General features: G+C 70.5%; 19 protein-coding genes. 8 read left to right on the forward strand and 11 right to left on the reverse strand.

What is annotated here, in order from left to right:
* Positions 1–63: 63 nt before the first annotated feature.
* Together KBO27_RS14200 and KBO27_RS14205 are read left to right on the forward strand one after the other, a co-directional pair.
* Positions 64–1,254 carry a macrolide family glycosyltransferase gene (locus KBO27_RS14200; protein WP_210970478.1) on the forward strand — a complete coding sequence of 397 codons (1,191 nt, stop codon included), beginning with the start codon at positions 64–66 and terminating at the stop codon, positions 1,252–1,254.
* Positions 1,255–1,386: 132 nt separating this feature from the next.
* A complete protein-coding gene (locus KBO27_RS14205) occupies positions 1,387–1,872 on the forward strand; it encodes an SRPBCC family protein (RefSeq protein ID WP_307870407.1) in 486 nt (161 codons plus the stop codon).
* A gap of 64 nt (positions 1,873–1,936) precedes the next feature.
* On the opposite strand, the gene glpK is transcribed toward KBO27_RS14205, so the two are convergent.
* Both glpK and KBO27_RS14215 read right to left on the reverse strand, forming a co-directional pair.
* Positions 1,937–3,439, reverse strand: coding sequence for a glycerol kinase GlpK (glpK, locus tag KBO27_RS14210; RefSeq protein ID WP_210970480.1), 1,503 nt, complete (start codon positions 3,437–3,439; stop codon positions 1,937–1,939).
* 22 nt (positions 3,440–3,461) lie between these two features.
* A complete protein-coding gene (locus KBO27_RS14215) occupies positions 3,462–4,214 on the reverse strand; it encodes an MIP/aquaporin family protein (RefSeq protein WP_210970481.1) in 753 nt (250 codons plus the stop codon).
* A 407-nt stretch (positions 4,215–4,621) separates the two neighbouring features.
* Here KBO27_RS14215 and KBO27_RS14220 point away from each other — a divergent pair, with 407 nt between their 5' ends.
* Complete coding sequence (locus KBO27_RS14220) at positions 4,622–5,449, forward strand: DeoR/GlpR family DNA-binding transcription regulator (protein ID WP_210970482.1); 828 nt, start codon at positions 4,622–4,624, stop codon at positions 5,447–5,449.
* 91 nt (positions 5,450–5,540) lie between these two features.
* Positions 5,541–7,289, forward strand: a complete 1,749-nt coding sequence (gene glpD, locus KBO27_RS14225) for a glycerol-3-phosphate dehydrogenase (RefSeq protein WP_307870408.1) — start codon at positions 5,541–5,543, stop codon at positions 7,287–7,289.
* A gap of 215 nt (positions 7,290–7,504) precedes the next feature.
* Here the strand turns inward: glpD and KBO27_RS14230 are convergent, their stop codons facing one another.
* The 8 genes from KBO27_RS14230 to KBO27_RS14260 all read right to left on the reverse strand — a co-directional run bounded on the left by KBO27_RS14230 (position 7,505) and on the right by KBO27_RS14260 (position 13,251).
* The gene (locus KBO27_RS14230; protein WP_210970483.1) at positions 7,505–8,311 is read right to left on the reverse strand and encodes an ESX secretion-associated protein EspG; all 807 of its coding nucleotides are present in this window, start codon (positions 8,309–8,311) and stop codon (positions 7,505–7,507) included.
* The gene (locus tag KBO27_RS14235; RefSeq protein WP_210970484.1) at positions 8,308–9,165 is read right to left on the reverse strand and encodes a PPE domain-containing protein; all 858 of its coding nucleotides are present in this window, start codon (positions 9,163–9,165) and stop codon (positions 8,308–8,310) included. The genes KBO27_RS14230 and KBO27_RS14235 overlap by 4 nt, the downstream gene beginning before the upstream one ends.
* 6 nt (positions 9,166–9,171) lie before the next feature.
* Positions 9,172–9,522, reverse strand: coding sequence for a hypothetical protein (locus tag KBO27_RS14240; RefSeq protein ID WP_165939759.1), 351 nt, complete (start codon positions 9,520–9,522; stop codon positions 9,172–9,174).
* A gap of 93 nt (positions 9,523–9,615) precedes the next feature.
* Positions 9,616–10,290 carry a DUF3558 domain-containing protein gene (locus tag KBO27_RS14245; RefSeq protein ID WP_210970485.1) on the reverse strand — a complete coding sequence of 225 codons (675 nt, stop codon included), beginning with the start codon at positions 10,288–10,290 and terminating at the stop codon, positions 9,616–9,618.
* 44 nt (positions 10,291–10,334) lie between these two features.
* Positions 10,335–10,706, reverse strand: coding sequence for a DUF1707 SHOCT-like domain-containing protein (locus KBO27_RS14250; protein ID WP_307870409.1), 372 nt, complete (start codon positions 10,704–10,706; stop codon positions 10,335–10,337).
* An 84-nt stretch (positions 10,707–10,790) separates the two neighbouring features.
* Complete coding sequence (locus tag KBO27_RS14255; RefSeq protein ID WP_210970487.1) at positions 10,791–12,122, reverse strand: dicarboxylate/amino acid:cation symporter; 1,332 nt, start codon at positions 12,120–12,122, stop codon at positions 10,791–10,793.
* A gap of 121 nt (positions 12,123–12,243) precedes the next feature.
* The gene (locus KBO27_RS34785) at positions 12,244–12,324 is read right to left on the reverse strand and encodes a putative leader peptide (protein ID WP_363872896.1); all 81 of its coding nucleotides are present in this window, start codon (positions 12,322–12,324) and stop codon (positions 12,244–12,246) included.
* 303 nt (positions 12,325–12,627) lie between these two features.
* On the reverse strand, positions 12,628–13,251 hold the full coding sequence (locus KBO27_RS14260) for a Maf family protein (protein WP_210970488.1): 624 nt from the start codon (positions 13,249–13,251) through the stop codon (positions 12,628–12,630).
* Positions 13,252–13,321: 70 nt separating this feature from the next.
* On the opposite strand from KBO27_RS14260, the gene KBO27_RS14265 reads away from it, so the two are divergent.
* From KBO27_RS14265 to KBO27_RS14280, 4 genes are all read left to right on the forward strand, one after another.
* Positions 13,322–14,149 carry a biotin--[acetyl-CoA-carboxylase] ligase gene (locus KBO27_RS14265; RefSeq protein WP_210970489.1) on the forward strand — a complete coding sequence of 276 codons (828 nt, stop codon included), beginning with the start codon at positions 13,322–13,324 and terminating at the stop codon, positions 14,147–14,149.
* 73 nt (positions 14,150–14,222) lie between these two features.
* Positions 14,223–14,729, forward strand: coding sequence for a PH domain-containing protein (locus KBO27_RS14270; protein ID WP_210970490.1), 507 nt, complete (start codon positions 14,223–14,225; stop codon positions 14,727–14,729).
* A 1-nt stretch (position 14,730) separates the two neighbouring features.
* Positions 14,731–15,681: a hydroxymethylglutaryl-CoA lyase gene (locus KBO27_RS14275; RefSeq protein WP_210970491.1), complete on the forward strand. Its 951-nt coding sequence runs from the start codon at positions 14,731–14,733 to the stop codon at positions 15,679–15,681.
* Positions 15,678–16,319 carry an adenosylcobinamide amidohydrolase gene (locus KBO27_RS14280; protein WP_210970492.1) on the forward strand — a complete coding sequence of 214 codons (642 nt, stop codon included), beginning with the start codon at positions 15,678–15,680 and terminating at the stop codon, positions 16,317–16,319. Before KBO27_RS14275 ends, KBO27_RS14280 begins: the two co-directional genes overlap by 4 nt.
* A 2-nt stretch (positions 16,320–16,321) precedes the next feature.
* Here the strand turns inward: KBO27_RS14280 and KBO27_RS14285 are convergent, their stop codons facing one another.
* On the reverse strand, positions 16,322–16,771 hold the full coding sequence (locus tag KBO27_RS14285; protein ID WP_132686570.1) for a MaoC family dehydratase: 450 nt from the start codon (positions 16,769–16,771) through the stop codon (positions 16,322–16,324).
* Between the last annotated feature and the right edge of the window lie 41 nt (positions 16,772–16,812).

Here is a 16,812-nt window from a genome sequence, read left to right on the forward strand (position 1 = left end):
CGCGGCGCGGTCATCACTCGTTCCCGCCCGTCATCCGGGCGTCTTGATCAGGAGTTCCCACTCATGTCTCAGAACCTCCACCGCACCAGGCGGCGGGCGCACGTCCTGTTCGTGTCCATCCCCGCTCACGGTCACATCAATCCCGGCCTCGGCCTGGTCGCCGAGCTCGCCGAGCGCGGCCACCGCGTCAGCTACGCGACCACCGACGAGTTCACCGCGCAGGTCATCGGCAGCGGCGCCGAACCGGTCCGCCACGACTCCCTGCTGCCCGGCACCGCCGGGGCTCAGCGGTCGGAGTGGCCGGACGACGAGCTCACCGCGCAGCGCCTGTTCCTCGACGAGACCGACCTCGTGCTGCCGCAACTGGAGCGGGCGCTGACCGACGATCGACCGGACGTGATCGTCTACGACGTCGCCGCGTTCGCCGGGCTGGTGCTGGCCGAGAAGTGGCGGATCCCGCGCATCCAGCTCTCACCGACGTACGTCTTCTCCCCGGGCATCGAGCAGGTGCTGGGGACGGCGCAGGACACGGCGGGCAAGCGCGAGGTGCGGGCCCGCTACGACCGGTACTTCGCCGCGCAGGGCGTCGGCCTCGCCTTCCAGGACATCGCGGTGCCGCAGCGGGCCATCGTGACGATTCCGCGCGGGTTCCAGTACTTCGGCGACGAGGTCGAGGACTCGTTCGAGTTCGTCGGCCCGATGCTCTCGGAACGCGGGTCCCAGGAAAGCTGGAGCCCGCCGGACGACCGCCCGGTCCTGGTCATCTCGCTGGGCTCGGCCTACAACGACCGCCGCGACTTCTACCGCAGGTGCCTGGAGGCATTCGGCGGGATGGACCGGCACGTGGTGCTGTCGGTCGGTCGCGGCATCGATCCGGCGGAGCTGGGCGAGGCACCGGAGAACGTCGAGATCCACCAGTGGATCCCGCAGCTCGCGGTGCTCTCGCACGCGGACGCGTTCCTCACCCACGCGGGCATGGGCGGGGTGATGGAAGGGCTGCACCACGGCGTCCCGCTGATCGCGGCACCGCAGGCCGCCGAGCAGTTCGCCAACGCCGACCGCATCGAGCAGCTGTCCCTCGGCGTCCAGGTCGATTCCGCCACGGTTTCTCCTGACGAGCTGCGGGACGCTCTGTCGAAGGTCACGAAGGATCCGGACATCCGTCGGAACGTGGACCGGAGCCAGCAGGAGATCAGGGAATCGGGCGGTCTCACCCGGGCAGCAGATCGGGTTGAGTCCCTGCTCGAAGGGTGAAGTGGCGTGGGGTGGTCCGCTGCTGCGCGGATCACCCCATCCGCGCAGCGATGAGTTCGTCCCGGTCGCTCGGTCTGCATGTGCGAACGGCCTCGCGTGGGGCCGACCGACATCGCGAGGAGCGTGCTGACCGTGAACCAGGAGAACGTGAGCGCTACCCGGACGATCGCCGCACCCGCAGAGGCGGTGTTCGCCGTGCTGGCGGACCCGACGACCCATCCCACGATCGACGGCACCGGGTGGGTCCAGGAACCCGTCGACAGGGCGAGGTTGGGGGAGGTGGGGCAGATCTTCCGGATGGACATGTACCACCCCGACGCCCAGAACGGGGACTACCAGGTTGCGAACGAGATCCAGGTGATCGACCCGCCGCGCACCATAGGCTGGCGGACCGGTTACGACCCCGAGGGCGACGGTCACCTCGAATTCGGCGGCTGGTCGTGGCGCTACGACCTCGTGCCGCTCGGCCCGTCCACGACCGCGGTCACCCTCACCTACGACTGGTCCGCCGTCCCGCAGTCCGTTCGGGACTACCTCCACTTCCCGCCGTTCGGCCCGGACCACCTCGCCAACTCGCTGCGGCACCTGGCCGAGCTCGCACGCGAAACGGCGGCGTGACCCGCTCTCGCGAGTGCTTCGCGAGGTGCGGATCACGCCGCCGGAACGGCTCAGCGGGAGGTCGTCACTCGACCCAGTCGAAGGTCTTCGTGACCGCCTTCTGCCAGTTGGCGTACTGCTTCTCGCGGGACTCCTCCGTCATGGCGGGGTCCCACTGCTTGTCCTTGGCCCAGTTGCTGCGGATGTCGGCTTCGCTCTCCCAGAAGCCGACCGCCAGGCCGGCCGCGTAGGCGGCGCCGAGCGCGGTGGTCTCGTTGACCTTCGGCCGGATCACCGGAACGCCCAGGATGTCGGCCTGGAACTGCATCAGCAGCTCGTTGACGACCATGCCGCCGTCGACCTTCAACGACTTCAGCGGGACACCGGAGTCGGCGTTCATCGCCTCGATGACCTCGCGGGTCTGGAAGGCCGTGGCCTCCAGCACCGCTCGGGCGAGGTGACCGCGGTTGACGTACCGGGTGAGCCCGACGATCGCGCCGCGCGCGTCCGAGCGCCAGTGCGGTGCGAACAGTCCGGAGAAGGCGGGCACGAAGTACGCGCCTCCGTTGTCGTCCACGCTGGACGCGACCTGCTCGATCTCCGGGGCGCTGCCGATCATGCCGAGGTTGTCCCGCAGCCACTGCACCAGCGAACCGGTGACCGCGATCGAGCCCTCCAGGCAGTAGATCGTGTCGTTGTCGCCGATCTTGTAGCCGACCGTGGTCAGCAGGCCGTTCTGGCTGATGACGCGCTCGGTCCCGGTGTTGAGCAGGACGAAGTTGCCGGTGCCGTAGGTGTTCTTGGCTTCACCGGGCGACAGGCACGCCTGCCCGAAGGTGGCGGCCTGCTGATCGCCGAGGATGCCGGCGATCGGGATCCCGGCGAACACACCGCGCTCGCGGAACTGCCCGTAGACCTCCGAGGAGGAGCGGATCTCCGGCAGCATCGACATCGGCACGCCGATCTCGGCGCAGATGTCCGGATCCCACTGCAGGGTCTCCAGGTCCATCAGCAGCGTGCGCGAGGCGTTGGTCGGGTCGGTGACGTGCAGTCCGCCGTCCGGGCCACCGGTGCAGTTCCACAGCACCCAGGTGTCCATGTTGCCGAACAGCAGCTCGCCCTTCTCGGCGCGCTCCCGGATGCCCTCGACGTTGTCCAGCAGCCACTTCACCTTCGGACCGGAGAAGTAGGTCGCCAGCGGCAGACCCGTCTTCGCCTGGAAGCGGTTCTGCCCCTCCTTCGCGCCCAGTTCGCTGACGATCTCGTCGGTTCGGGTGTCCTGCCAGACGATGGCGTTGTAGACCGGCTTGCCGGTGGCCTTCTCCCAGACCACAGTGGTCTCGCGCTGGTTGGTGATGCCGCAGGCGGCGATGTCGGAGGAGACCAGGTCGGCCTTGGCCAGCGCGCCCGCGCACACCTGGCGGACGTTGTTCCAGATCTCGACCGGGTCGTGCTCGACCCAGCCGGCCTTGGGGAACAGCTGGCGGTGCTCCTTCTGGTTGACCGCGACCACGCTGCCGGCGTGGTCGAAGATCATGCACCGCGTGGACGTGGTCCCCTGGTCAATGGCGGCGATGTACGAGGCCATTGTTCAAACCTTCCTTGTCCGGTCAGCTGCTGATGGGCAGAGCGAGGGCCAGCAGCGCCGCCAGCGCGCCACCGATGATCGGTCCGGCGATCGGGACCCACGAGTAGCCCCACTCGGCCGAACCCTTGCCGCGGATGGGCAGGATCGCGTACGCGATGCGCGGACCCAGGTCGCGCGCCGGGTTGATGGCGTACCCGGTCGGTCCGCCGAGCGAGTTGCCGATGCCGATCACGATGAAGGCGACCGCGGCGTAGCCGAGCGCCGCGTTGCCGAAGTCCGGAACTCCCGGGGCGTCACCGGCGCTGGCCGGCGGGTTGGTGATGATCCAGAACACCAGCACGAAGGTGCCGATGATCTCGGTGATCAGGTTCCACGGAGCGTTCGGGACCGTCGGTCCGGTGCAGAAGATCCCCCGGGTGTTGGCGGGGTCCTCCGTCGTGTCGAACTGCAACTTGTAGGCCGCCCAGCACAGCACCGCGCCCAGCACGGCGCCGATGATCTGCGCGGCGATGTAGACCGGGACCTGCGACCACGCGGTGTCCCCGTAGATCGCGAGTCCGATGGTGACCGCGGGGTTGATGTGGGCCCCGGCAGGTTCGGCGATGCTGGCGCCGGCGAAAACCGCGAAGCCCCAGCCGAAGTTCACCAGCAGCCAGCCGCCGCCGACTCCGAGGCTCCTGCTCAGCGTCACGTTCGCCACGACGCCGCAGCCCATGAGCGTCAGTATCGCCGTCCCGAGCAGCTCCCAGAGGAATACCTCGCCAAGACTGGTCATTCTCCCGTTCCCCTCGTGATGCCGCCGTTGGCACAGGCGGGTGTTCGGTGTCTGTCCGACATGGAGCGAGTCGGGACGGTACTGCCGCATGGCAACACGTGTCCATGTGTGCCGCCAGTCGTGCGCAGCACTCTCGTCTGTACCGCCTAATCCCGCAGCTCGCCCGGTGGTAGCGCGGAATGACGAAGATCCCCGGTGCCGGGCTCCCGGTGCGGGGACACCGGCGTCCGGCACGCCTGGATCGAGTGATCGACCCCGGCTACCGGACGACACTTTAATCACAAACTCTGTGTGAAAAGAAGCGTTGCGGACTGGTTGAGATGGTGTTTTTATCGAGTTGTACGGTGAGCTTGCGGTAGCGGAGGTGATCCGGCCGCAGTCAGCGCCAATCGGAGCGAGGAGCCGCCATGTCCGGCCGACGACCGTCCGGCAAGCAGCAGGACCGGCGCCGCAAGATCACCGAGCTGGTGATGGCGGAGGGCACCCTGCGCATCGACGACCTGGTCGCGACCATCGGCGCCAGCGCCATGACCGTGTACCGGGATCTCGCGGACCTGGAATCGCAGGGCCTGGTGCACCGCAACCGGGGCAACGTCTCGGCCGCCTCGTCGCTGCTCTACGAAGCGGCTTCGGAATACCGGTTGCAGCAGAACCGGTCCGAGAAGGAGGAGCTGGCCCGCGCCGCCGCCGAGCTCATCGAGCCCGGGCAGGCGCTGCTGCTCGACGACTCCACCACCGGCGTGCACCTGGCCCGGCTGCTGCCCGACCGCGCCCCGCTGACGGTGGTCACCAACCACCGGGGCGTCTTCGACGAGCTCGCCGCCGCTCCCGGGATCAGCTTGATCTGCGTCGGCGGCGACTACTTGCCGTGGGCGGACGCGTTCGTCGGTGGCATGGCGCTGGACTCGCTGCGCAACCTGCGCGTCGACCTGGCGATCATGTCGGTGTCGGCGGTGACCGACGGCATCGGCTGCTACCCGCAGCAGGAGATGGTGCAGATCAAGAAGGCGATGCTGGCCGCAGCTCAGCGCACAGTGCTCTACGTTGACCACACGAAGTTCCACCGGCGCGCGCTGCACGCGGTCGCGCCCGTCGAGGACTTCGACATCGTCATCGTGGATTCGAGAACACCCGGCCACCAGATCGAAGTGCTGCGCGAGCGAGGAGCGCTCGTCGAGCAGGCGACGGCAGCGGGACGCGCTGCGCCAGGCACGGACAGTGCTGGTCGGGCATGATGACCACCGTGGTGCGCCACCTGCGCGCAGGTCCGGTTCCGCGTCGGCGGTGGGTTTAACGGTGGGACGCGATCAAAGCGAGGAGGACGCGGTGTCCAAGTCCAAGGACAAGACCGAGACCGGAAACCGGCTGAAGGGCTCGTTGGGACCCACCGAGCGGGCCGAGAACTGGAAGCGGCTCGAGCAAGACGAGTTCGACGTCGTGGTGATCGGCGGCGGCGTCACCGGCGCCGGAGCGGCGCTGGACGCGGCCACCCGGGGACTCCGGGTCGCGCTGGTGGAGGCCCGCGACCTGGCGGCCGGGACCTCCAGTCGTTCCAGCAAGCTGTTCCACGGTGGCCTCCGCTACCTGGAGCAGCTGGAGTTCTCCCTGGTGCGCGAGGCGCTGCGGGAACGCGAGCTGATGCTGACCAGGCTCGCTCCGCACCTGGTCAAGCCCGTCCCGTTCCTGTACCCCTTGACCCGCCGCTTCTGGGAGCGCCCCTACACCGCAGCCGGTCTGCTCATGTACGACACGATGGGCGGCGCCCGCTCGGTGCCGGGTCAGAAGCACCTCAGCCGTGCCGGTGCGCTGCGGATGGTCCCCGCGCTCAAGCGCAGCGCGATGATCGGCGGCATCCGCTACTACGACGCGCAGGCCGACGACGCCCGGCACACCATGACCGTCGCCCGCACGGCCGCGCGCTACGGCGCCGTGGTCATGACCTCCACGCAGGTCACCGGTTTCCTGCGGGAGGCCGACCGGATCGCGGGCGTCAAGGTGCGCGACGTGGAGACCGCCGAGGAGGTGGAGGTCCGCGCCCACGCGGTGATCAACGCGACCGGGGTGTGGACCGACGAGCTGCAGAAGCTCTCCGGAGGTCGCGGGCGGTTCCGCGTCCGCTCCAGCAAGGGCGTGCACATCGTCGTCCCGCGCGACCGGATCGTCGCCGAGACCGGCATGATCCTGCGCACCGAGAAGTCCGTGCTCTTCGTCATCCCGTGGGGCAACCACTGGATCATCGGCACCACCGACACCGACTGGCACCTCGACCTCGCGCACCCGTCGGCGACCAAGGCCGACATCGACTACCTGCTCGAACACGTCAACTCGGTGCTGGCCACCCCGTTGACGCACGACGACATCGAGGGCGTCTACGCCGGTCTTCGGCCGCTGCTGGCGGGTGAGAGCGAGGAGAGCTCCAAGCTCTCCCGCGAACACGCGGTCGCGCGGGTGGCCCCAGGTCTGGTGGCCATCGCCGGTGGCAAGTACACGACCTACCGGGTCATGGCCGCCGACGCGGTCGACGCCGTCTCGCCCGACGTCCCCGGCCGGATGGCCTCGTCGATCACCGACCAGGTTCCGCTGATCGGCGCCGACGGCTACCACGCGTTGGTCAACCAGGCCGATCAGCTGGCCGGCGCGCACGGCCTGCACCCGTACCGGATCCGGCACCTGCTGGACCGCTACGGCTCGGAGATCCACGAGGTGCTCTCGGCAGGCGACGAGCGACCCGACCTGCTCAAGCCGGTCCCGGCCGCGCCGAACTACCTGCAGGCCGAGATCGTCTACGCGTGCAGCCACGAAGGCGCCATGCACCTGGAGGACGTGCTCACCCGGCGCACCCGCATCTCCATCGAGTACCCGCACCGGGGCGTGGACTGCGCTGACGCCGTGGCGCGGCTGATGGCGGTCGAGCTCGGCTGGGACGAGGAGACCATCGCCCGCGAGGTCGCCGTCTACACCCAGCGGGTCGAAGCCGAACGCGACTCGCAGACCGAACCCAGCGACCAAGCCGCCGACGCCAAGCGCTCGGCGGCCCCGGAAGCCAGGATCAGCCTCCTGGAACCGGTGGTCTGACGAACGCGCTCAAGGTGATGGCCCCGTCCTCGGACGGGGCCATCATCATGAGCACCGCGCCGACCGACGAGCCCGGCGCAGAACACCCGCCGAGGTGCGCCCCCGGAACCAGGATTCGAATTTCGCGCGAAATTCGAGCGCAGAAGTTCGCGTCCCAATTTCGCGCGAAATTCGAATGGTGCTGCGGGGCGAGGCCCTTGCCGTGCTGGTGAGCGCTACGGGTGGGGTGGGGTGGTGACCTCGTCGAGGAGTTCTTCCACGTGGCCCGCCAGGCGGCGGTTGTCGGCCGGGGCGATCGTGCTCCAGGCCTCCCCGGAAGGCGACGTGGTGCGCAGCTGCGCGTAGCGGCCCAGGGCGGAGTCGAAGAACCCGACGACGCGTCCGGCCCTCTCGCGCCTGCCGTAGCGGACTCGCGCGGCCGCGCCGAACTGTCCCTGCGCCACGGCTCCGGCCACCATCTCGCCCAGGACCTCGGCGTCGTCGGGACGAACACCGCGCCGCTGCAGCGCGGAGGCGAGCTGCTCGGTCTTGTCACCCACCTCGTGGGCGGCGGCGTCGAGGACGTCGCTGGGCACCGACACCGATCGGCCCGGGCCTGCGGGCAGTTCCGGCAGCGGTGAGATCGCCGCGCGCGGGATCCCGGCGGCCGAAACGGCGGAGAAGCTCAGGTGATCGCCGTCCTTGACCACGAGAACGGCGCGCTCGCCGTCCTTCTCGGCGGCGGCCAGCACTCGAACGCTGCGCTGCAACCAACTCCGCCCGTCGACCTCGCGGCCGGGTTCGGCGACGAGCCGCAGCATCCACTCCAGGTCGGCGTCGAGCTCGCCGCCGCTGATCAGGCCGCGGTTCGACATCGCGCGCCACGCGGAGGCGACCAGCTTCGCGCGTTCAGCGTGGGTGCGTCCCGGCGACGGGACCTTGAGGACCAGCGGCACGCCGTCGAGCTCCAGGTGCTCGGCGAGGACGTCGAACTCCAACGCCGAGAGGCCGATCAGCCTCTCGGCACGTGCGGTGGTGTTCATCGACCGGGCTCGCCGCCGATCACCGGGCGCGAACCCGTCTGCTGCTCGCCGAAGAACCCGCCGTCACCCAGCTTCTCGGTGACCTCGCGCTCGACGGCCTCGTCGCGTCCGCCCTTGGCGCGCTTGCCCGACGCCCGCCCTGCGGCGGAACCGGCGGGGCGGCTCGAACGGCGACCGTCCTGCTTGGCACCGGGCGCGGTGGTGCCCGCACCGGTCCGGCCGGTCGGCGCACCGGTGCTCGGCGCGGCGACCGTGGGACCCCAGCTGATCGTCACCTGCGGTGTACCGCCCGGTGCCCTGGACCCGCCCGAGGCCGGGGCGTCCACGACGACCTGCGGCGGCGGGGCGAACGAGGCCAGCGACGTCGTGTTGGCCTGCGTCGACGCCTCGTAGGTGCGCATCACGTCGAACGCGCGCTGCTCGGCGGCGTGCTGCCGGGCCTCCTGGACCTCGTAGTCGGTCTGCCCGCCGAACAGGTGCGTGAGCGCGGTCGCCGCGGTTCCCGGGTCTTCGCTGGTCGCCTGCACCGGCGGTGGCATGTCCCTGCGGGCCTTGCTGATGAACTCCGCCTGCTGCTCGGCCCGCTCGCGCATGACCGTGCTCGCCTGCTGCGCCAGCACCGCCCACTCGCCCAGCGGGCGAAGACCGGCGTTGGCGTTGTCGGCCGCCGAGCCCTGCCAGCCGCTCTTCGCGGCGGCGACCGCGGCGGCCAGACCGCCGTCGATCTCGCCCAGCGCGCGGGTCAGCTCGGTCCAGCGGCGCACGCTGTCGGTCGAGCCGTGCGCACCCGGACCCTCGTTGATCTGCGCGTACAGCTCGGCGTGCTGGTAGCCCTGCCATCGGTGGTCACCCATCGCGGATCAGCAACCCCCGCCCAGACCGGCCGCGCTGTCGTGGTCGATCTGCTCGTACTCGCGGCCGGCCTGCTGCAACGACTCGGCGGCGGCCTGCAGCTGGTCGCGGTACCCGCACAGCGCGGTCAACGCGTCCTCACCACCGCCGACCGATCGCTCGTTGAACAGCTCGGCCGCGTCCGTGCTGACCGGGTCACCGGCCCACGGACGGATGCGGAGCTCGGTGATGGCGTGCTCGATCTGCAGCCCGACGGCGTCCAGGGACTCCTGCAGCGAGTTGACCAGACGCGGGATCGCGGTGGGCTCGACCTGCATCGAACCACCGGAACCCGCGCCGTACGGCTCGGTTAACGGCACGTCGCCCCCTCCCACAGGTGAAACGTCCGCCGGACACTGTATCCGCGATCTGTAACGCTGTGGAGTCCTCCATACGCGGGGGGTGGTGCCGGATCAGGGAGTCGACTCGGACGGCAGCTCCGTCGGGGCCTCCGAGCTGGAGGTTCCCGAGGCGGGCGGGTGGGCGAGTGTGCGCACCGCCTCCTCGGCGACCCGCTGAGCGCCGGAGCACAGCTGGTCCACCGGCGGCGGTGGCTGCCCGCCGTCGTCGCGGTAGAGGACGTCGAGGTGCTGGCCCTCGGCGACGTCGACCGCCACGTTGCACGACAGGTCGAGCCCCGGGGTCTTGATCACCAGCGCGGGGAAGCCCTGCACGAGGATCGGCGTGGCTTCGACCTGCGCTGTGTCGTCGGTCCACACCCGCATGCCCTCGGTGGTGATCAGCGCCAGGCGGGCGCCGACCTTGGCCGTGGTGTTGCGGTAGCTGCAGGTGGCGGCGTTGCCGAAGCCGGCGTCGGAGTCCGGCTGCGGTTCGCGGTCGAAGCCGAGCTGGTTGCGCTGGTCGGCGGTGAGCAGCTCGCACGGGTCGACGCCGTCCAGGCCGAGGTCGAACGGCCTCGGCGGAAGCGACGGAGGTGCGCTGGTGACCGGTGCCGGTGGTGGCGGTGGGGGCGGTGCGGTGCCGGCCGTGGGGGCGGACTGCCAGATGCCGCAACCGGTGAGGGTGAGCGCGCCGAGGCCGAGCAACGCGCTGAGACGTCGCACCCCGGTGAACCGCGAGCTGTGCATGGGCATCACCGTAACGAAACGTGCTCGCAGGTGACGGTAGGTCGTCACCTTCGTCGCCACATGAACCAGATGATCGCCACGGTCGGCAACAGCAGCATCAGCCCGATCGGCCTCGCGACCACCACGAGCGCGAGCAGCAGCGCCACCGCGCCGACCGCCAGTGCGACGTTGCCCACCGAGGGCGCGGGGCGTGTCGTGGCGGGCGCCAGCTCGCCGAACGGGCGGGGCCCGGGCAGGTCGTCGAAGAGCCCGTCGAGCTCCGAGCCGAACCGCGCTCCCGCCGCGAGCTTGCTGCGCTCGTCGTACTCGGCGAGCTCCAGGCGCCCGGCGGAGAAGTGCTCGCCGAGCAGCCGGATGGCCCGCTCGCGCTCGGGGTCACCGATGCGCAGGTCTTTTCCCCGCCGGCCGCTGTCCACGCGGCCCATCCTACGGATGCGGCATCCCCCGAACGAAGTGCTTTCCCGGTCCGGTGCGCGCGATCACGCACCGGACCGGTCCGCTCAGGCCGTGGCCGGTTCCCGGTCGCCGATCAGCGGGGGCGTGCTGGGGGCGTCCAGCACCTCGTCGTCGAGGACGTTCTCGCTGCGGGCCACGATCACCGGGACGGCGATCTGGCCGGCGACGTTGGTGGCGGTGCGCATCATGTCCATGATCGGGTCGACCGCGTAGGCGATGGCGATGCCGGTGGCCACGACTTCGGGCGGGAAGCCCAGCGCGCCGACGGTCAGCGTCAGCATCGTGAACCAGCCGGTCACGCCCGCGGTGGCGATCGAGCCGAACACCGCGACCGCGATGATCGTCAGGTACTGCACCCAGCCCAGCTGGATGCCGAAGAGGTTGGCGATGAACAGCGAACCGATCGCCGGGTAGATCGCCGCGCAGCCGTCCATCTTGGTGGTGCTGGCCAGCGGGACCGCGAAGCTCGCGTAGGAGGGCGGAACGCCCAGGTTCTCCGCGGCCTGGCGGGTCATCGGCAGGCTCGCGCCGGAGGACCGGGAGGCGAAGGCGAACTGCAGGACCGTCCACGACTTGGCGAAGAAGCGGGCCGGGCTGACCTTGGCCACCAGGGCCAGCAGCAGCGGGTACACGGCGAACAGCACCAGCAGGCAGGCCGCGTAGGTGGAGCCGATGAGCTTGACCAGGGGCAGGAAGAACTCGTTGCCGTAGGTGGCCACGGCGTTGCCGATCAGGCCGAGGGTGCCCAGCGGGGCCAGCCGGATGATCCAGCCCAGCACGCGCTGGATGACCTCGAAGGCCGCCTTGTTGAAGTTCACGAACGGCGCGGCCTTGTCACCGAGGCTGTAGGTGGCCGCGCCGATGATCAGCGACACGAACACGACCTGCAGGGTCTCGCCCTCGGCGAAGGCGCTGATCAGGTTGTCCGGCACCAGGCCGTTGAGCAGGTCCAGCCAGGAGCCCTGCGTCTTCTCACCGATCGCCTGCAGCTTCTCCGGGTCGGGCTCGATGACCAGGCCGCGGCCGGGCTGGAACAGCCGGCCGATCACCAGACCGATCACCACGGCGATCAGCGAGGTGATGGCGAACCACAGCGCGGTCTTGCCGCCCAGGCGGGCCGCGGTCCGGCCGCCGCCGAGCGAGCGGAGGCTGTTGATGCCCACCACGATCGCCGTGAAGATCAGCGGCAGCACGGTGAAGCTGAGCAGCTTGGTGAACGTGCTGCCGATGGTGTCCAGGGTGGTGATCAGCCACTGGGCGTCGGTCTGCTTGGCGACCCAGCCGAGCAGGGCACCGAGCACCAGCGAGGCGAGCACTGCGACGGCGAACAACTTGGGGTTGAAGCGCAGGCGGGACCGCCCGGCGGTGTCGGACACAGGGATCTCCTGAGGTCGTGAGGGGTTTGATGCGCAAGAGGGCGCGGGTCAGCGCCGGAGCGCGGCGGAGCGCCGCGCGGGGGAGCGGCCGAGCGAGGGCTTCAGCTCAGGCCGGAGGAGATCAACGACAGACGCAGCTGGCCTGCCGTCGAAGATCGACGTGCAGGCGCGAGGTCAACAGCCACGGTCGCAGGACAGACATAGCGACCTTAATTAACCACCCGATCGAGCGATTAAGTCCCGAAGGTGGGCGAAATGTGCCCACGTTCACCCCGATGGCGGCACCGGGTACCCCGATCACCGCCGTGGTCACGACCCCGATTAGCGCCGTAATCAGGCGTCCGAATACGGCCGTACTCCCGGAACAACCCTGAATACCGCCGTAATCGGGGGTCTGATTACCGCCGTATTCGGGTCACCCCGGGCATGAGGCGACCGGGGGTCAGAGGCCGGGACCGGGGGTCACCGGGGGATCTGGGGTTTGGGTTCCGGTTGGGGCCGGTGGTCAGGCGGGGGTGGTCCAGAGGTGGGTGATGGTGAGGCCGAGGTCGGCGAGGAGCTTGCGGGTGAGGGGGAGGCTGATGCCGAGCACGCTGGAGGGGTCTCCGTCGACGCCCTCGATGAACCAGCCGCCGAAGCCCTCCAGGGTGAAACCGCCTGCGACGTTGAGCGGTTCGCCGGTGGCGATGTAGGCGTTGATCTCGTCCTCGGTGGGGGTCCCGAAGTGCACCGTCGTGCCCAGGTGGCCGGAGGTGCGGTCGGTGATCTTCCCGTCGCGCACCCGGATGATCGCGTGCCCGGTCAGGAGCTCGGCGCTGCTGCCGGAGTTCTGGGCCCAGCGCTTGGCGGCGACCTCCGGCGTGCCCGGCTTGCCGACGATCTCGCCATCGGCCAGCAGCAGCATCGAGTCGCACCCGACGATCACCGCGTCGGGCTCCGCGCACTCGGCGGCGACCGCCTCGGCCTTGGCCCGCGCCAGGGCGGTGACCAGCTCGGCCGGAGCCGGATCGGTCAGCGACGCGGCCACCGCGTCCTCGTCGACGCCCGAGACCTGCACGAGCGGTTCGATCCCGGCGGAGCGGAGCACGGAGAGGCGGGAGGGCGAGGCGGAAGCGAGAACGAAGCGCACGCGCCCGATGCTAGTGCGTGCTCCCACGCCGCCGGACGTGGTGGGAAGCGGAGCCGCATAGGCTGAGCGGGTGAGTGCTGAAGTTCTGCTCGATGGGGACCGGCTGCGCCGACGGCTGGTCGACGGAGGACCGTATTCCGCGCTGGACGTGGTGGCCGTGACCGGCTCCACGAACTCGGACCTGGCCGCCGCCGCGGCTCGCGGCGCCGCCGACCGGACGGTGCTGATCGCCGAGGAGCAGAACGCCGGACGCGGGCGGTTGCAGCGGCAGTGGATCTCGCCGCGCGGCGCCGGGCTGTTCGTGAGCGTGCTGCTGCGTCCCGGGGTTCCGCCGTCGGCGGTGGGGTGGATGCCGCTGATCGCCGGTGTCGCCCTCGCCGAGACCGTCGAGCGGACCACCGGTGTTCCCGCGGGCCTGAAGTGGCCCAACGACCTCCTGCTCGGCTCGGACGAGGACTGGCGCAAGGGCGCCGGGATCCTCTCCGAGGCGGTCGCCGGTCCGGACGGGATCGCGCTGGTCCTGGGCATGGGGGTCAACGTCCGCCAGCAGCGCGACGAGCTGCCCACCGGCGCGGGCGGCCTGCCCGCCACCTCGCTCGCCGCCGAGGGCGCCGACGTGGACCGCGAGGACTTCGCGGCGGACCTGCTCGGCGCGCTCGCCGAGGTCGAGGGGCTGTGGCGCGACGCCGGTGGCGACGTGGTGTCCACCGGGCTGCTCGCCCGCTACCGCGACCGGTGCCGGACCCTCGGGCAGCGCGTGCGGGTCGACCTGGGGGACGGCGACCTCCACGGCGAGGCCGTCGACGTCGACGACACCGGCAGGCTCGTGGTGCGCACCGAGACCGGTCGGACCACGGCCGTCTCCGCGGGTGACGTGGTGCACGTCCGCAGGAGCTGAGAGCGTTCTCCACGCCCGGGCGCGGCCGGTAACGTGATTCGCAGACCGGCTTCAGGGCTGAGGAAGGGGAACCGTGGCCTACCCGGACGGCCTGCTCCACGACGACGAGAACGTCGTCGTGCACAAGCATCCGCACTGGAAGATGCTGCTCGGCCCGGTGCTCGTGCTGTTCGTGGTGGTCGGTGGCGCCTCCTACCTGGCGGCGCTGGTGGCGACCACCCCGTGGCGGCTGCCGGTGTGGATCGCGCTCGGCGTGGTGGGCCTGGTGCTGATCGTCTGGTTCACGCTCGCCCCGCTGGCCCGCTGGCGGACCACGCACTTCGTGATCACCACGCACCGGCTGATGGTCCGCGAGGGCGTGTTCACCAGGTCCGGGATCGACATCCCGATGTGGCGGATCAACTCGGTGCGCTTCCGGCGCGGTCTGGTGGACCGCGTCTTCGGCTGCGGCACGCTGGTGGTCGAGTCGGCGTCGGACGAGCCGCTGGAATTCGATGACATCCCGCAGGTCGAGCAGGTGCAGACGCTGCTCTACCGCGAGGTTGGCGATGGTGCTGAACATCGGGCGCAGGAGGGCTGAGATGGGACCACGTGAGCTGGGCTTGCCGATGCGGGTCGCCTCACCGGAGCCGGCGGGACTGCCCGCCGAGGTGACGATCTGGGAGGTCGGCGCGCGCGACGGCCTGCAGAACGAGAAGGAGACCGTCCCGCTCGAGGTGAAGCTGGAGTTCCTGCGGCGGATGGCCGACGCAGGCCTGGCCGTCCTGGAGGCGACCAGCTTCGTGCACCCGAAGTGGGTTCCGCAGCTGGCCGACGCCGCCGAGCTGATCGACGGGCTCGACCAGGTCCCCGGCGTGCGGTACCCGGTGCTGGTGCCCAACGAGCGCGGTCTGGATCGCGCGCTCGACGCGAAGGTCCGCGACATCGCGATCTTCGCCGCCGCGTCGGAGACGTTCGCGCAGCGCAACCTCAACAGCGGGCTCGACGAGCAGTTCGCCATGTTCGAGCCGGTGGTGGGGCGCGCGGTCGGCGAGGGGATCGCCGTGCGCGGCTACCTGTCGATGTGCTTCGGCGACCCGTGGGAAGGCCCGGTCCCGGTCGAGCAGGTCGTGGCGACGGGCAAGCGGCTGCTGGAGATGGGCTGCCACCAGCTCTCGCTCGGCGACACCATCGGCGTGGCCACGCCCGGCCACGTGGAGGCCCTGCTCCGCGCGTTCGTCGCGGCCGGGGTCGGGGTCGACGGGATCGCCGTGCACTTCCACGACACCTACGGCCAGGCGCTGGCCAACACCGCCACCGCGCTGCGCCACGGCGTGTCCACTGTGGACTCGTCGGCGGGTGGCCTCGGCGGCTGCCCCTACGCCAAGTCCGCGACCGGCAACCTCGCCACCGAGGACCTGATCTGGATGCTCGACGGCCTCGGCATCCAGCACGGGGTCGACCTCGGCAAGCTCGTCGACACCAGCGTCTGGATGGCCGAGCAGCTGGGCCGTCCGAGCCCCTCGCGGGTGGTCAAGGCACTGAGCTCGTGACCGCGCCGAACCCGGTCCTGCACGCCGTGCAGGACCGGCCGGTGCTGGTCTGGCGCTGCCCCCGACAGTGGCTGGCGATCTCCTCCGCTCCCCGCGGCGGCGGCATCGGCCTGCGCGACTGGGTGTTCAACGCGACCGTCGTGACCGACTACGACCACCCCGACCCGTCGGCGCACGCCGGTGAGATGGCGGCCGGACTCGGCCTGACCGGCGAGGGGATCGGCCTGCTCACCGCGGTCGACGTGCGGCACGAGGTCACCGCCACCGACGGCGGCGTCCGGGCCGGCGTGACCACCGGCGCCAACGCGCCCGTCTGGGCCGCCGCACCCGCCGACGAGCGGGCCTGGGCACCGGGCACGATCAACGCGGTCTGCTGGTCACCGGTGCGCCTGAGCGAAGCCGCGCTGGTGAACGCCGTCGCGACCGTCGCGGAGGCCAAAACCCAAGCCCTGCTGGAATCCGGAGTCGCGGGCACCGGAACGGTCACCGACGCCACGGCGATCCTCTGCCCGGCCGACGGCGACCCCGAGCCCTACGGCGGCCCCCGCTCCCGCGTCGGAGCGGCCCTGGCCCGCGCGGTCCACGCAGCGGTCACGGCGGGGCTGCGCGTCGAGAACGCGCGCCACGAACCGTCCTGAGGTCAGTCCTGCTCGCGGGTCCCGAACATCCCGACGAAGCTGAAGCGCAGCACCCGGTCACCACCGCGATCGGCCGTGCCGGTGATCTCCACCAGACCCAGGTTCGGCTTGCTGCGCGAACGGCGCTGGCCGGTGACCTCCATGCCGAACCGGAGCACGTCACCCGGGAACACCGGGGCCAGCCAGGTCAGCTCGTTGCCGCCGGGCGACCCCTGCGAGGTCGAATCGGCCAGCACGTGATCGACGTAGGCGCGCATCCACAGCGACGCGGTGAACCAGCCCGAAGCGCACAAGCCGCCCAGCACCGAGTTGCGGCCCGCCTCCTCGTCGAGGTGGAACGGCTGCGGGTCGAAGCGGGCGTTGAACTCCAGCATCTCCTCGCGGTCGATCTCGGTCTTGCCCAGATCGAACGTCCGCCCCGGCGTCAGGTCCTCGTACGCGATGGTGGCCATGACGCCATCTTCGCAGCTGACAAGCGCGGACGGCGTTGAGA

This window comes from Saccharopolyspora endophytica, from assembly GCF_018070075.1.
GTDB lineage: Bacteria > Actinomycetota > Actinomycetes > Mycobacteriales > Pseudonocardiaceae > Saccharopolyspora > Saccharopolyspora endophytica.

Coding starts and splice junctions, on each gene's coding strand:
- KBO27_RS14230 (WP_210970483.1), bottom strand. CDS start 8,311: ATGAACACCACCGCACGTGCCGAGAGGCTGATCGGCCTCTCGGCGTTG.
- KBO27_RS34785 (WP_363872896.1), bottom strand. CDS start 12,324: ATGTCTGTCCTGCGACCGTGGCTGTTGACCTCGCGCCTGCACGTCGAT.
- KBO27_RS14200 (WP_210970478.1), top strand. CDS start 64: ATGTCTCAGAACCTCCACCGCACCAGGCGGCGGGCGCACGTCCTGTTC.
- KBO27_RS14215 (WP_210970481.1), bottom strand. CDS start 4,214: ATGACCAGTCTTGGCGAGGTATTCCTCTGGGAGCTGCTCGGGACGGCG.
- KBO27_RS14235 (WP_210970484.1), bottom strand. CDS start 9,165: ATGGGTGACCACCGATGGCAGGGCTACCAGCACGCCGAGCTGTACGCG.
- KBO27_RS14285 (WP_132686570.1), bottom strand. CDS start 16,771: ATGGCCACCATCGCGTACGAGGACCTGACGCCGGGGCGGACGTTCGAT.
- KBO27_RS14245 (WP_210970485.1), bottom strand. CDS start 10,290: ATGCACAGCTCGCGGTTCACCGGGGTGCGACGTCTCAGCGCGTTGCTC.
- KBO27_RS14275 (WP_210970491.1), top strand. CDS start 14,731: ATGGGACCACGTGAGCTGGGCTTGCCGATGCGGGTCGCCTCACCGGAG.
- KBO27_RS14220 (WP_210970482.1), top strand. CDS start 4,622: ATGTCCGGCCGACGACCGTCCGGCAAGCAGCAGGACCGGCGCCGCAAG.
- glpK (WP_210970480.1), bottom strand. CDS start 3,439: ATGGCCTCGTACATCGCCGCCATTGACCAGGGGACCACGTCCACGCGG.